Below are 13,805 nucleotides of genomic sequence, written 5' to 3'. Positions count from 1 at the left end.
TCTTCGGTAACTATTTTTTGCTTTTTCTAGGAAAGCATAAGGGAAAGGATGAGAATGATGGCTAGTAATTTGGCAAACAGAATCAAAAGTACTTTTGGGCAAATGAGTGAAGGCCATAAAAAGATTGCATCAGCGATTCTTGACAACGAGGCTGATCTGGAAAATATGACAATCAGTGAGGTTGCTAAGAGGATTGGTTCTTCTACGGCTAGTTTATCAAGATTTGTAAAGGAACTAGGGTACAACAGCTTCCCTGAATTTCGAAGTGCCATTATGGAAGATGCTGATGGCGATGTTCCTAATGCTCGAGATATCAGTCTGGAGTTGAATGGCGATCGATCCTATCATGCAATGAAGAACTCGATACTCCGTCTCAATCAAGCTTCGTTGCAGTCGACTTTTGATCTAATTGACGATGAGACGCTAGACAAAGCAACAGACTTCATTACACAATCAGCCAATCTTGCGTTCTTTGGGATTGCGGGATCCAGTGTTGTCGCAATGAACGGTTACTTTGAATTTATAAGAACGCCCTTAAACTGCTTGTATACAAGCGATTTCCATTTGCAGCTGATGCAAGCTGTCAAATTAACGAAGCATGATTGTGCCATTTTGATTTCACAAAGTGGTCAAGATAAAGATGCGATTAGGATTGCTGAGACCATTAAAGAGGCCGGATGCCCGCTTATTTTGCTGACTAGTTTCAAGAATTCTCGCGTAGCTGGTTATGCCGACCTGACATTGATTTCGCATTCACAAGAAACAAAATTTCGTAAAGAGGCTTTACACACCTTGATCACCCAAATTTCAATTATGGATTTGCTGTTCTTTTTGAGTGCGGTCAAGTTAGGTAGTTCTCTTGATATCAGTATTGCTAAAGCACGACGAATTGTTGCAAAGACAAGATTATAGTGTTCTGCAATTGCCGTAGTGATTGCTGTGAATGGAATCCATATCGTATCCATCACGTTTCAGCTTGAGATGAGCCTTTGTTATCACTTAGAGCATTGACAACCAATATAGTGACATCAAAAAGAAAGGATGACACCCATGCTGGAAACAGTTAAAACACAGCGCCAAGGAAATACGATCATGGTTCCCATCCCCACTGCGTTCAACATTAGCGAAAACGCTGAGTATCAACCAACGATCGATAAAAACGGTGTCATCACTCTAGTCCCAATAAAGCGTCATATTTTTGAGAGCAACCCGGATTATGATCTGCGAAAGGACATCGAGGAAGAAAAGATTGGCGATAATGGTCCGGCGGTGGGGCGCGAAAACATGTGGGATGTATAAGTAATCTTATTTGGATCAATCATGGACCCTCGCGAGCACTGCGACGGCGATCCTTTAATCGACCGATCATTTAAAAATAGTCTGACAGTGGAATCCAAGCCGACACAGCACATCTCCATTTATCTCCATACCAAAATTAAAATTTAACTATCCGAATTTGCAAAATTCATATGCAAATTCGGACTTTTTTAATTTCTGCAGAACCTTTTCGACACAAAGCCTTGGCTCATACAAGATCTATCGGCGATTCCAATCACCATCAGAACACCCTAAACACACGCGCATAAGTCAAAACCTCACCCAAGTTTTAACCTAAAAATCAAATGAACCCATTGACAACTAATCTCATAATTCTATAATCAAACCATTACATTTCAGCTGAATTCCCAAATTATCCTGCGAACTCAGCTGAAAAGTCCGCAATTATTAGAAAAATATGTGAGGTGCCGAGTATGGAAGAAAATAAACGTGATCAAACTTGGTTCGGTTTAGCCATGATTCTTTGTGGGGCGTTGGTCTCGATTCCCAGCTTGATTCTTGGTGGCAGCCTGGTTTCGGGAATGTCGCTTCCGGCCGCGATTTTGACCGGGTTGGCCGGTTATGGGTTCATCGTCTTGATGATGGTGTCGCAAGGGATGCAGAGTGTTGACCAAGGCAAGCCGGCGGTCGTGGTGGCTCAACAGGTGTTTGGAAAAGTTGGGTCGTCGAAAGTGATTTCGATTATCATCGCGATTGCGGCTTTGGGGTGGTTTGGCATTCAGGCGAATGTTGGCGGCTTGGCGGTGGCCAACTTGCTGAAGTATTTGGGTTTGCCGATTCCCGCCTGGCTGGCTTCGCTGTTGACAGGGTTGCTGATGGTGGTGACCGCGATGTATGGCGTGAAGCTGATTCGTCTGCTTGCGTACGTCGCCGTTCCGTATTTGGTGATCGTCATTCTGTATGGCCTGTGGTTCGCGTTTGCTAAGCAGGACGCTGCGGCGACGATTGCGGCGTATCATCCGAGCGGCACGGTGTCGTTTGTCAATGGTTTCTCGTCGACGGTTGGCTCATTCGCGATGGCGGGCGTCATTGTCGGGGATTACGCGCAGTTTTCCAAAAAGCGCAGTGATGTGGTTAAGGCGGCGATTTTCGGTGTCATTCCTGCGGGCGTTTTGATGATTGCGGTGGGCGCGGTGTTGACGATTGCGTTTAAGTCGAATGATATTAGCAGTCTTTTCATGAAAATCGGCTCGCCGGTCATCGGTGGCTTGGCACTGATTTTGGGCACGTGGAAGGTCAACGTGGTGAATGCTTATTCTGGCGGGATTGCCGTGGCGAATATTTTTAACATCCCGGAAAAGTACCGTAAGTTGACCCTGTTTCTGGTCGGTGTAGGCGGCACGATTTTGTCGATTATCGGCATTTTGAATTATTTCGAGCCGGTGATGAACATCTTTTCGGCCATGATTCCGCCGGTGGCTGGTGCGATGGCGGCGTCTTATTGGGTGATTCATCGCGGTGACTTGCATAGCTGGCAGCCGGTGCCTGGCGTGAACTGGCTTGGCCTAGCCGCGTGGGCATTAGGCGCGGTTGTTGGCGTTTTGCCGGTTGTCTGGCTCGTCATCCCGAATATTCCAGTGTTAGGCATCATCCTCGCGTTTGTGCTTTATTACGCCGGGGCGAAGTTGCATCCGGAGTGGGATAAAGCTTCTGAGTTGGACTAAGACGTGTACTGGTGAATGTTAAGGAGGCAATTATGCGGTTATTAGACGAAGAATCAATCGAAAATATCGCGACTGGCGCAGCTTTTTTTGGCGCTGGCGGTGGTGGCAATCCCTTTTTAGGCAAGTTGATGGCGCTGGAAGCCATTAAGAAAAATGGTCCGGTGAAGCTGCTGGATGTATCTGAAATTGATGATGATGATTATTTTTGTCCCGCGGCGATTATGGGGGCGCCGGCTGTGATGATGGAGAAAATTCCCAAGGGTGATGAGTTTGAGCGGGTTTTCACTATGCTGAGTCAGTATACCGGGCACCGGTTCGTCGGCACGTTTCCTATGGAGGCTGGCGGGGTGAACTCGATGGTGCCGATTGCACTGGCGGCGTCGCTAGGCATCCCCTTGGTGGACTGCGACGGCATGGGACGGGCGTTTCCTGAGCTGCAGATGGTGACGTTCTACCTAGGCGGCGTGGCAGCAACGCCCATGGTGATCACGGATGAAAAAGGCAATGCAGGCGTGATCAAAACGATTGATGCGAAGTGGGCCGAACGCCTGGCCCGGGTTGAGACCGTGGAAATGGGCGGCAGTGCAACAGTGGCACTGTATCCCTCAAGTGGCGCGCAGATTAAGCAAAATGGAATTCGCGGCATTGTCACACTGTGCGAACAGGTCGGCTTGCGGATTCGCGATGCTCATTTGAATCCGGCCAAGGCACTGGCGGAAATTCTTGAGGTTACGAATGGGCATTTGATTTTTGAAGGTAAAGTCATCGATGTCGAGCGGCGCACTGAACGCGGGTTTAACGTTGGCGACATTAAAATTGATGGCTTCAACGATTTTCAGGATCAGCATCTCAGTGTCTTGATTCAAAACGAGAATCTTTTGGCATTGCGCAACGGGAAGCCGCTGGTTATGACGCCTGACCTGATTGAAATTGTCGATGCGGATACTTTATTGCCGGTCACGACCGAGGTCATTAAATATGGTAAGCGCGTGAAAGTGCTCGCCACCCCGGCAGATGCGCGCTGGCGGACGGAGGCAGGCATCAAAACGGCCGGGCCGCGTTACTTTGGTTTCGATTACGATTATCGGCCGGTTGAAGAACTGGTGAAGGAGGGGTAAGCATGTATCGATTAGGCATTGACGTTGGCGGCACGAATACGGATGCGATTCTTCTGGACGACCAGCATCACGTGATCAATTCGGTTAAGCGCCACACAACCAAAGATATTCAAACCGGCATTAGCAACGCCATTCAAGCGGTGCTGGCCGATCAACCGCTGGACCGTGATCAAATTAACAAGGCCATGCTTGGAACGACCCAAATTACCAATGCAATTGTGGAGCGCAAGCATATTGCCCGTGTCGGTGTGCTGCGCCTGGCATATCCGGCGACTGAGGCGATTCCGCCATACACGGCATGGCCGGAGGATTTGGTGAACAAATTGTCAGGCAAGTACGCGATCGTCAAAGGCGGTTACGAGTATGATGGACAGATTCTGAATGAAATCGATCCGACTGAAATCAACGCAGTGTTGGAGCAGTGGCGTGGAGAAGTCGACTCGATTGCCATCATCGGGGTGTTTGCTGCTTTACGGGTCGATCAGGAGCGGCAAGCCGCCGATCTGGTGCGCGCAGCTTATGGCGCCGATTTTCCGGTCACGATGTCGCATGAGGTCGGGTCACTCGGCTTAATCGAACGCGAAAATGCCGCGATTCTGAACGCCGGCCTTTTCCGCGTCATCGAAAATACCGTGGACGGCTTCGAGCAGGCGCTGGCGGCATCGGGGATTAAGCATGCTTCGTTATATCTGACCCAAAATGACGGCACCTTGATGACGGCGGCGTATGCCCGGCATTTTCCGATTCTGACGATTGGCTCCGGGCCGACGAACAGTATTCGCGGCGCGGCGTATCTGTCGCACCTGAAGAATGCAATTGTGGTCGACATTGGCGGGACGACGACTGACTTAGGCGTGCTGCAGGCCGGGTTTCCGCGCGAGTCGTCGATTGCGGTGACCGTTGGCGGCGTGGCGACGAACTTCCGGATGCCGGATATTATGTCAATCGGTTTGGGCGGTGGTTCGATCGTCCGCCAGCAGCGCGATGGTAGTGTCACGGTTGGCCCAGACTCGGTCGGCTACCAAATTACCGACAAGGCGCTGACGTTTGGCGGCAATATCATCACAGCGACCGACATTGCGGTGCGCCTCGGCTTGTCCGATGTCGGTGATCCCGAGTTGGTGAAGCAAATTCCGCTTAAGTTTGCGCAAGCTGCGTTAAAGACCATCGGCGAGATGATTGCGGTGGCCATTGATAAAATGAAAACCAGCGCCGAGCCGGCCACCGTCATTTTGGTTGGCGGTGGTGCGATCATTGCGCCGCGGCATCTGGACGGCGTCGGTAAGCTGGTGCGCGATCCGCTCGGCGGCGTGGCCAACGCGATCGGCGCTTCGATCAGCCAGGTCTCCGGCGAATACGGCCGCATTTATCCATACAACCAGATTCCGCGCGATCAAGCCATGGCCGACGCCAAGAAAAAGGCGATTGCCGCGGCCGTCGAATCAGGTGCGGATGAAGCCACGATTGAAGTGGTCGAAGTCGATGAGGTACCGCTGGCCTACCATCCGGAGAATGCAAATCGGGTGAAGATTAAAGTGGTGGGGAATTTGGCGCGGTAAAAAGGGCTATTGTGAATGTAGCACCAAAAATTCGTATTAGAGACTTAATAAGCCTTGTCATTGATTGATTTGCAATTGATCAATGATGGGGCTTTTTAAGACATTAGCCTTTATGAAGGCGCTAATAATACTGACAAGAAAATAAGCGGTTCATTTACACAATCGATATTCAATTTTTGCAAAACCGCCATAGTTCCTTTACAAGCCGCGCGTATAAATAAACTGATAGTCAACAATCAGCGGCTGGCAGTTAGGACGGTGGATGATGGTTAGAAAAAATTGGAAAGTAGCTGGAAGCCTGCTATCGATAGCAACGTTGATACTTGTTCGGTGGTTGACACCTGCCAAAGTCGCGAACAATCTAGCAAGCGGCATCCTTGGCTTCGCGCTCGTCATCGCCAGCGCCGCCACTTATCTCATCAGTGGTTATCGGCGGACGAGGTAGGTTACCACAAAATTCGATAAACCCTTAAAAAGGGTGGCAATGAGCAAGACTGTTAGAAAAGTCTTTTTTTGGATCATAAATCCCCACAATAAACTAATATATACTGCTTATATGGGATTAGTTTTCCACTTTATGGCCAGTATATGCTGAAAAGTGGGATTTAAGCCCACGCAACTTACTCAACTTGAATTTTATCGAGTTCTTCAGAAGCACCCAATGAGCCGTTGTTTTTGTTCTTCACAGAATGTCCACTTTTTTTACATCCCCGAAAATTGATCTATTTGAAATCTCGTGATACTATATTTGTAGCGATAAGACAAAGAATTCTAATAGTCATGAGAGCACAATAGCCGTATCCCGGCCAGGGGACACGGCTATTTTTTTCACCCGCTGCAACTGACGGGCGTGTGGGTGGATGAGGCCACTGCATGGCTTCCGCCTATCGTTTTTGTTATCCCCGAAGCTGACCGCACCTCGCAACAACCTGTGGTAAACTTGCTTTAGTAATACCTTTGTCAGTTATCCTTGCGCTGACACAACTGATGTCGCTTCGTGTGGGAAAGAAGGAAAGACTCTTGAAAATCATCGCGATCGGAGACAATGTCGTTGACCTTTATCCAGCAGACAAGAAGATGTTTCTTGGCGGACATGCTGCCAATACGGCGGTTTTTGCGACTATGATGGGGCTAGAGGCTGCTTATCTTGGTACGTTTGGTAATGATGCCCGCGGTGATTTCGCGCGGCGGACGCTAAGCGAGCTGGGTGTCAATATTAGCCATTCGCTGCAGTACGACGGCCCTAATGCCTTCACGACCATGCGACTCAATGACGGTAAATGCCAGAAAACAGTTGGCGAACCGGTTCAGGAGCTTCAATTGAGTCCTGATGATATCGCGTACATCAACACTTTTGATTTAGTCTACTTAAATAATGAAAGTGGTGCGGATGCCTTTTTGTCAGCCATCACGGCGCCTAAAATTTATGACTTTTCAACGATTGATGACGATCGTGTGTTCAAAAAAATTGCGCCGCAGATTGACCTTGCGTATCTTTCCGGAAAAGCCAAGTCTGACGATGATGTGGAGGCTTTGTGCCGGCGGGTTGCGGCAGCTGGGTGCGATCAGGTTGTCTGCTCGCGGGGACTTCGCGGCTCGGCGGCGCTGGTCAAGGATACGATGTCTTGGCAGCAGGCGCTTGGCGTTAAAGCGGTGGATGCGTTAGGGGCAGGGGATGCTTATATCACTTCGTTTGCGGCTACGCTATATTCCTCGAAAAAGCCGACACTTGATGCGAAAGTTTCGGAGTCGTTGAGTCATGCGACGAAGTTTTCGTCGGCGCAGGTGCGTGTGCCGGGTTCGTTTGGGCATGGGGCGGCTTTGATTGCTTGAGGAAGCGGGACTCGGTTGTTGGCGTGGAGTTGCGTAAGTAAGGGTTCCGAGACTAAATGGACAAAGCTTGACCACATATTCTATTGAAGGCAAGTAAAGAAGTTTTCTTGCGCTTTCTATAACGCGTTCACTGGCGCAGGAGCCTGCATGTAAGGACCTTGGTCGCAATGACCACAGACCGGTCATCACGCCCAAGGCCGCTTACACTCCGGCTCCTAACCGCGCCAGTTCACGCTCACACACAAAAGAGCCGCCGACTTGTTATCGGCGGCTCCTTTGTAGCTTGACGTGGTTAGTCTGTGATCATTTTTTAGATTTGATCAATATAGACTGCGAGCGTCTCAGTCGTGGCCTGACCAAGTTCTGTTGACGGCGCGTTAGTCTTGATCTAACTTTTGTCGCAACTTGGCAGCCACGGAGGAAGGCGGGTGGCCAACCTTAAGCTGAGCATTAACTTAACTATTTAAATCTTGTTCCTAAAACCCCATGGCCATCCTCGGCTCCCCAAAGCCGATTCGGCGGTCCAGAGGAAATGTGAGAAAGTTTACCCTAAACCTTTACCAACAGATAGGTCGATTGCGGTCTCAAAGGCGGGTTTGGCTGATGTGATCAGGATCAGCCCCGCGCCTACATTAAAATATTGATGCATTGCGGTCGCCGGTGACCACCTCCCTTCTGTTCAAGGCAGATCATCGGGGGGATGGGCGTGACTAAACGTCTATCCCTTCATTAATCAGTCGTTGCGGTAGCGTTTTTATGGAGCTGGATTGGACGTTGCGGCTTGTGCCGGCTGGCCGGGCGTCAGCGTAAAGGTGATCAAGCCGCTGTAGTTGCCAGCTTTAACATCATTATCCTCAGGTACGTCCAATGTGACTTTGTTGAGGTCATAACTCGTGATCCCGCCACCATCTTGGCCCGTGCTGGTCGCAAATAGCGGCTGATCGCTTGTTGTCAAATCAACCGACTTTGTCCATGCTGGCGCCGCAGCGTTAGGCGTTACCAAAGTGTCGGGCACCATGTGAACAAAGGCGCCTTTCAGTGTCGCACCACTACCATTCGTAATCGGTGATTCCTTTGCCGAAACCGTGTAACCCGCGCCGGTACCGCGGAAATCGCTCACCGTCAGCAGTGAACTATCAGCAGTGGTAACTGGATCATTCAAATTGCCTTTTACAATACTTTCAACCGTGACACCTGGAAAAGCGAGCGCGCTCGGTGCGGAAAGCCCAATGGTGCCACCGGTTACTGTGACTGACGTATTAGTCGTTCCGGTATCTTCGTCTGCAGCTAAAACGACGGAGCCGGTTGTCAAACTCCCTACAAGAAGGCCAGCGAAAGTGATTCCGCCGATCCAACGTTTCTTTGACATAAAAGTCCCCCCAGACAATGTCAAAATGAAAAACTTTTTAGAACACTTTTAATTGTATGCAAGATACTTGTTAAGTTAATTAATCTGTTTAGTTTATATTGTGAATAATTACCCAAAACCGGTCTAGCAACAATTCGCCGCAAGCGGGGGTTGGGATTAAAACTAAGCAACGCAAAAAAGCCGTCATTTGTCTCAAATTCGGTAAAATAATTACCGAAAATTGCGACTTGCAGTGAGAATCAAGAACAAATTCACGGATTTATTAAAAAAGTGATGGAATACTGGAGGACAGCTAAAGCCTGCCGCTGAGAAACATTGTGTTTACATGTGAACGGGTCAAAAGGAATGTTGCCAAGTCGAGAATTCAGTCTGTTTGAGAAAAGTACACCGGAAAAACACATCTGGAAATTGGTTCAGGCAAAACAGACCGATTTAAAAACGTCATATGGTAGACTGATTTTACGGTTGAAAAGGGAGACGGGAAGAACTCAGATGTTGAAAATAAACGCAGCGGCGTTCGGAACTTTTTGACCGGAGCTGCCCGAATACTTGATCTTGGTGGGACCTTCAATCGACGTGAGTGGGCTGACAAACAAGGACTTAAATTTGTAGAGACTGATAATGAGATTAATGATGCATGGGAAACTGTCGGCAAATTGATGGCCGATCAGTTTGGTGATTCTGAAAATGAATTTTGCGATGAGTTGCACTGCCACAAAAAGTGTTGATAGAGATGGAAAGCTGGCAAAAGTCCGTGGATCGATTCAAGGATCGCTCACTCTGACGATCAACAGCTTATTCAAAAAAAGGGAAGGACTGTGATAATTTGTGAATAGCAGCAAAGATTCTCTGGTTAAACGAATTGCGTACGTTGTATTGCTTTATCTTTTTTGGCAGGTTCCTTCGATCTTCTTAGGGATCATGCCAAACGTACTAAGAATCTCGTCATCAATGATGCTAGCCGCTGCATTTCTTTTGTCGAGTGCGATCGTTATTTACGTCGCGTATCGGATTGCTTTTAAATATACGCGGAGAAGCATGATACAAAAGGTGGGGCTTCGCGACATTTGGTATATTGTTGGTGGATATGTCATTACTGTAATCTCGGACAATGTGCTGATGGCTTTAAACAATTTGATTTACCATCAGTCAGACACGCCTAACAACCAAATGATTAGAGACTCTTTTATGGACGCCAATTGGATGGTCACCGTTCTGCTTATTGTTGAATCAGTTCTAACAGGGCCGATCATGGAAGAGTTGCTTTTCCGTGGTGTTCTTTTCAACTTGTTTTTTAGCCCAAATAAACCAGTTCACAGAACAATATTAAGTGCCACCTTGTTTGGCTTAGCCCATGCGACCGATACTGTCTTTGGGTTTTTGTTATACGCTTTTTCAGGCATTGTATTCGCAACTGTCTATGCAAAAACCGGTAAGCTGCAGAATGCAATGGCGCTTCATGTTGTCATGAATGCTGCCGCAACGGTGACGATTCTTCTTTCCTAAGAAGCCACTTAACTCCAGAGTTGTTGAGGGTTCTTAGATCAATACATACTTTCAAACTTTTAACTCAAAAACTGCCTTGATCCAGTTTGCATCCCACCGCTTGCGCAGGTAAGCTTATTGAGAAGTGAGGCAATGATGACAGAAAAGCATGAACAACAGGATCAAACATCGCCTGAGCACCAGCAGTTGATCAAATTGCCGAATGGCGTGACGGCAAAAGGTGTCTTGCTGCAGCGCGGAATGGCGAATCTTCAAAAAGAAGCCGAGCAGGCGGATTTTCCCGCCCAGACGAAGGCTTATTTGGCGTGGATGAATGATTTGAACGGCAATCGGTTTGGCATCAAGGTAACCGATGCAGCGGACCACGTACTAGTGCGGCATACGCAATTTTTGGATGACGCGATTAAGGAGCTGGCGTATGCCGATGCGCCGGCAAATGCTGAGCTGACGCCGGATGACTACAAGCCGGCCCGCAATTTCTACGTGCCGTCTGCTGGGTTGATTGCTTTGGTAGCGGCGTTACAATGGGCGGCGCAGCATGAACGCCGGGATGTCGTGGTTTACAGTACCCACCGGCGTGACTTAGTGTTCTACCAACCGCGCCATCAAGCCACGTTTCTTCAGCAATGGGCACAGCAACAACTCCAGACACTGCCACCTGACTTTCGGTTTCGCATTGCCACCAAACTGGATCGTGACGCCACCCATGAAACGACCAAGCTTCGAATGCAGTTGTGATATTTGCTGTAAAATTTGACGGAAAGGAGGCTGGTGTACCATGGAGCAAGCCCAAGTTTATGAAAATGTCGACCTGCAGATTATTAAGTTACTGTTTAACAGCGATAGTAGCGATTATAAAGTTTATGCCGTGCGAATTTTAAATCCGAATCCTAAGCTGAAAATGACGCTGACACAGGAAATTACCGTGACCGGTGACATGGGCTATTACAATAGCCGCGCCATTATCACGGCTGACTTGGTTTATGATGACGCGGATTCCCTGCGCTACCGCAAACCTTCCTATAAGGTGGCGCGTCTGCATTTTGGCTTGCCTAAAGAACCGCGGCGGCAGTGGCAGCTGATCGACACGCTGCTGGTACATCAGCCCACGGTTTTGCGCCGGCTGCATGATTATTTTGCGGATGACGCGCCGATTTTGACCATTTTTTCAAAAGATGACATTAAGACGGCGAAAATTCCCGGCGTTGGGCCGGCGACGATTCAAAAAATTGCTACTGCCATTCGCGGTAAGCTTGAAGTCGCGGTGTTAGCGAACCACTGGGGTAAAGCGCTCAGCTCCATGACTTACGAAAAGATTTGGTTAGCCTATAAAGATGCCGAGTTGGCCATGCAACACGTGGATGCCAATCCGTATGTTTTGATGCAGGTGGCCCAACTCGATTTCAAGAAGGTCGATGCCTTTGCGAAAAGTCGGGGAGTGGCGCCAAATGATCCGCACCGACTCGCGGCCGGGCTGCAATATATTTTCCGTACGGCGGTGCTGACGCAGGGGCTGACTTACATTACGATTACTTGGTTCAAGGAGCAGGCAGCTACCTTATTGGGCGTCAGTACAGATGACTTAACCATGTTCGCTGACCCTAAACAAGCGTTGGCGTATGGTTTTCTGCTGAACGAACAGTACGATTTGGTCACCAGCTGCGACATGTTTGCGACAGAAGGCTCGGTTGCTAGGATTATGGCCGTGGCCCAGAAAACGGCTGAACCTTTGATCAAGCCGGCCGAGTTGGACGAAAAATTGGACAAATTTTTGGATCGCCACCAGCTGGTCATCAACGATCAGCAGCGAGCCGCTTTTCAAAACGTGAATCAACATGGGCTAAGCGTGCTCAATGGCAGTGCTGGCACCGGGAAAACCTGGCTGACGAATCTGCTGGTGCACTTTTTCAATGAGCAAGCTAAAGGGAAAAGTGTGCTGCTGGCGCCAACTGGTCGTGCGGCAAAGGTGCTGGCGCGCTATACCCATGAACCAGCTGCCACGATTCATGCGTATCTGCATCTTTTACCGGGCGAAGAACTCGATCGGTTTGATTCTGAAGCTGACTGGGAAACGTTTGGCGATGCGCGGTTGATTATTGTGGATGAAAGTTCGATGCTGACGACGCCGCTTGCGTATACGGTGTTGAAAAATGTGAACTTCAAGAAGGCACACGTTCTGTTTGTGGGTGATGTGTTTCAGTTGCCGCCGATTGGTCCGGGAAACTTTTTGAAGGATTGTCTGGCAGACGATCATGTTGCGGCGACAACGCTGACGCGGGTTTATCGGCAAGACAGCCAGTCAGGCGTTTTGGCACTGGCTAACCGCATTCGTGATCGGTTGGCGTTGCCTTTTGGGCCGGATGATGATCGCTATGTCAGCGGTAATGTGGCGTTGTACAATCAGCGTGATGCGGGGCGGGTTTTTGATGCCGGCATTAAGGCGTATCAAGAAGCGCTCGCCAAGCATGGCCACCAGCCGGATTCGCAGTTGCTGATTGTCAATAAGAACATCGGTGCGACCGGGCGTTTGCGGTTTAATGCGGAACTGCAGGCATTGGTTAACCCAGCCAAGCCAGGCGAGCCCGAGTACGTCAGCAGCTACGTCGATCCGGTGACCAATCAAAAACACCACCTGCGGCTCAACGACCGGGTGATGATTCTGAAAAATGACAAACATGTGGCCTTGGTTGACCCGAAAACCTGGGAACGCCGCGCTGTGTTAGGTGAAAATGGCCTCCAGAAAACCGATGAATTCGGGACAAAGCGCTGGCGCGAGACGATCATGGCCAATGGCGATACAGGTGTTGTTGCCCATATCGACCCTAAGCGGCGGTTTTTGGTGGTTCAAGTCGGTGATCTATATTGCTATTACAGTTTTGGCAGTGTACCGCGTGCCTTGACGCTGGCGTATGCGATTACGGTGCACAAGGCGCAAGGCGGTCAGGCCGATACGGTGATTGCGATCGTCAACGGTGCGGATCGCATGCTGAATGCGCAGAGTTTTTATACGGCGCTGACCCGAACCCAGTCGCAGTTTATCTTTTTTGGCGATTTCCGGGTCTTATTGGCGCGCACCAAAATATACCCGATTGACTCGCGCCATGACCTACTTGGCAGTCTGCTTTCCGGGCAATTAACGGTGGATACTTTCAGCCGCTTCACGTTCGAGCAGATCCTGGCCTGGCTGGATCACCAGCGGCACCAAGGCATTCAGCCCCGCGCCGCCGTCACCGCCGCCAAACCCGAAGCCGCCACCCAGCCATTTGCGGTGCGGTACGCCGAGCAGTTAGATATTCTCAATCAGGTTGTCCGAGAAGTTACTAAGTTGCCGATGAAAAAGGTGACTGGGGAGTAGTGATACTAATTTAAGATGTGCCGTGCCAAACTCCGCAATCTCCGGCCAGATGGGGATGGAACG

10 protein-coding genes are annotated in these 13,805 nt (G+C 49.4%); 9 read left to right on the top strand and 1 reads right to left on the bottom strand.

Going from position 1 to position 13,805, the window contains the following annotated elements; translation table 11 throughout:
* Window positions 1–54: 54 nt before the first annotated feature.
* The 6 genes from LACZS1_RS09715 (at window position 55) to LACZS1_RS09690 (ending at window position 7,512) form a co-directional block, all read left to right on the top strand.
* Window positions 55–912, top strand: a complete 858-nt coding sequence (locus LACZS1_RS09715) for a MurR/RpiR family transcriptional regulator (protein WP_306402840.1) — start codon at window positions 55–57, stop codon at window positions 910–912.
* Between the two features lie 138 nt (window positions 913–1,050).
* On the top strand, window positions 1,051–1,299 hold the full coding sequence (gene mazE, locus LACZS1_RS09710) for a type II toxin-antitoxin system PemI/MazE family antitoxin (RefSeq protein ID WP_070652190.1): 249 nt from the start codon (window positions 1,051–1,053) through the stop codon (window positions 1,297–1,299).
* Window positions 1,300–1,751: 452 nt separating this feature from the next.
* Window positions 1,752–3,002, top strand: coding sequence for a cytosine permease (locus LACZS1_RS09705; protein WP_070652189.1), 1,251 nt, complete (start codon window positions 1,752–1,754; stop codon window positions 3,000–3,002).
* A gap of 32 nt (window positions 3,003–3,034) precedes the next feature.
* Complete coding sequence (locus tag LACZS1_RS09700) at window positions 3,035–4,120, top strand: S-methyl thiohydantoin desulfurase family protein (RefSeq protein WP_070652188.1); 1,086 nt, start codon at window positions 3,035–3,037, stop codon at window positions 4,118–4,120.
* A 2-nt stretch (window positions 4,121–4,122) separates the two neighbouring features.
* On the top strand, window positions 4,123–5,679 hold the full coding sequence (locus tag LACZS1_RS09695) for a hydantoinase/oxoprolinase N-terminal domain-containing protein (RefSeq protein ID WP_070652187.1): 1,557 nt from the start codon (window positions 4,123–4,125) through the stop codon (window positions 5,677–5,679).
* A gap of 1,020 nt (window positions 5,680–6,699) precedes the next feature.
* Window positions 6,700–7,512 (top strand): PfkB family carbohydrate kinase, encoded by an 813-nt coding sequence (locus LACZS1_RS09690; RefSeq protein WP_070652185.1) that lies wholly within the window; start codon window positions 6,700–6,702, stop codon window positions 7,510–7,512.
* A gap of 754 nt (window positions 7,513–8,266) precedes the next feature.
* On the opposite strand, the gene LACZS1_RS09685 is transcribed toward LACZS1_RS09690, so the two are convergent.
* The gene (locus tag LACZS1_RS09685) at window positions 8,267–8,881 is read right to left on the bottom strand and encodes a WxL domain-containing protein (protein WP_070652184.1); all 615 of its coding nucleotides are present in this window, start codon (window positions 8,879–8,881) and stop codon (window positions 8,267–8,269) included.
* A 1,038-nt stretch (window positions 8,882–9,919) separates the two neighbouring features.
* Between LACZS1_RS09685 and LACZS1_RS09680 the strand changes: the two genes are divergently transcribed.
* The 3 genes from LACZS1_RS09680 to LACZS1_RS09670 all read left to right on the top strand — a co-directional run bounded on the left by LACZS1_RS09680 (window position 9,920) and on the right by LACZS1_RS09670 (window position 13,742).
* On the top strand, window positions 9,920–10,387 hold the full coding sequence (locus LACZS1_RS09680; protein ID WP_168165320.1) for a CPBP family intramembrane glutamic endopeptidase: 468 nt from the start codon (window positions 9,920–9,922) through the stop codon (window positions 10,385–10,387).
* 132 nt (window positions 10,388–10,519) lie between these two features.
* Complete coding sequence (locus tag LACZS1_RS09675) at window positions 10,520–11,125, top strand: hypothetical protein (RefSeq protein WP_172493475.1); 606 nt, start codon at window positions 10,520–10,522, stop codon at window positions 11,123–11,125.
* Window positions 11,126–11,165: 40 nt separating this feature from the next.
* Window positions 11,166–13,742 carry an ATP-dependent DNA helicase gene (locus LACZS1_RS09670; RefSeq protein ID WP_070652181.1) on the top strand — a complete coding sequence of 859 codons (2,577 nt, stop codon included), beginning with the start codon at window positions 11,166–11,168 and terminating at the stop codon, window positions 13,740–13,742.
* Window positions 13,743–13,805: the final 63 nt, after the last annotated feature.

The sequence above is a fragment of the Lacticaseibacillus zeae subsp. silagei genome, from assembly GCF_030770335.1.
In the GTDB taxonomy this organism is placed as follows: domain Bacteria; phylum Bacillota; class Bacilli; order Lactobacillales; family Lactobacillaceae; genus Lacticaseibacillus; species Lacticaseibacillus zeae.
This window is presented reverse-complemented; position numbering and strand designations above follow the sequence as displayed.

Excerpts from the sequence above, each read along its gene's own strand:
- LACZS1_RS09695 (WP_070652187.1), top strand. The coding sequence starts at position 4,123 with ATGTATCGATTAGGCATTGACGTTGGCGGCACGAATACGGATGCGATT.
- LACZS1_RS09705 (WP_070652189.1), top strand. The coding sequence starts at position 1,752 with ATGGAAGAAAATAAACGTGATCAAACTTGGTTCGGTTTAGCCATGATT.
- LACZS1_RS09680 (WP_168165320.1), top strand. The coding sequence starts at position 9,920 with ATGATACAAAAGGTGGGGCTTCGCGACATTTGGTATATTGTTGGTGGA.
- LACZS1_RS09685 (WP_070652184.1), bottom strand. The coding sequence starts at position 8,881 with ATGTCAAAGAAACGTTGGATCGGCGGAATCACTTTCGCTGGCCTTCTT.
- mazE (WP_070652190.1), top strand. The coding sequence starts at position 1,051 with ATGCTGGAAACAGTTAAAACACAGCGCCAAGGAAATACGATCATGGTT.
- LACZS1_RS09675 (WP_172493475.1), top strand. The coding sequence starts at position 10,520 with ATGATGACAGAAAAGCATGAACAACAGGATCAAACATCGCCTGAGCAC.
- LACZS1_RS09670 (WP_070652181.1), top strand. The coding sequence starts at position 11,166 with ATGGAGCAAGCCCAAGTTTATGAAAATGTCGACCTGCAGATTATTAAG.
- LACZS1_RS09715 (WP_306402840.1), top strand. The coding sequence starts at position 55 with ATGATGGCTAGTAATTTGGCAAACAGAATCAAAAGTACTTTTGGGCAA.
- LACZS1_RS09700 (WP_070652188.1), top strand. The coding sequence starts at position 3,035 with ATGCGGTTATTAGACGAAGAATCAATCGAAAATATCGCGACTGGCGCA.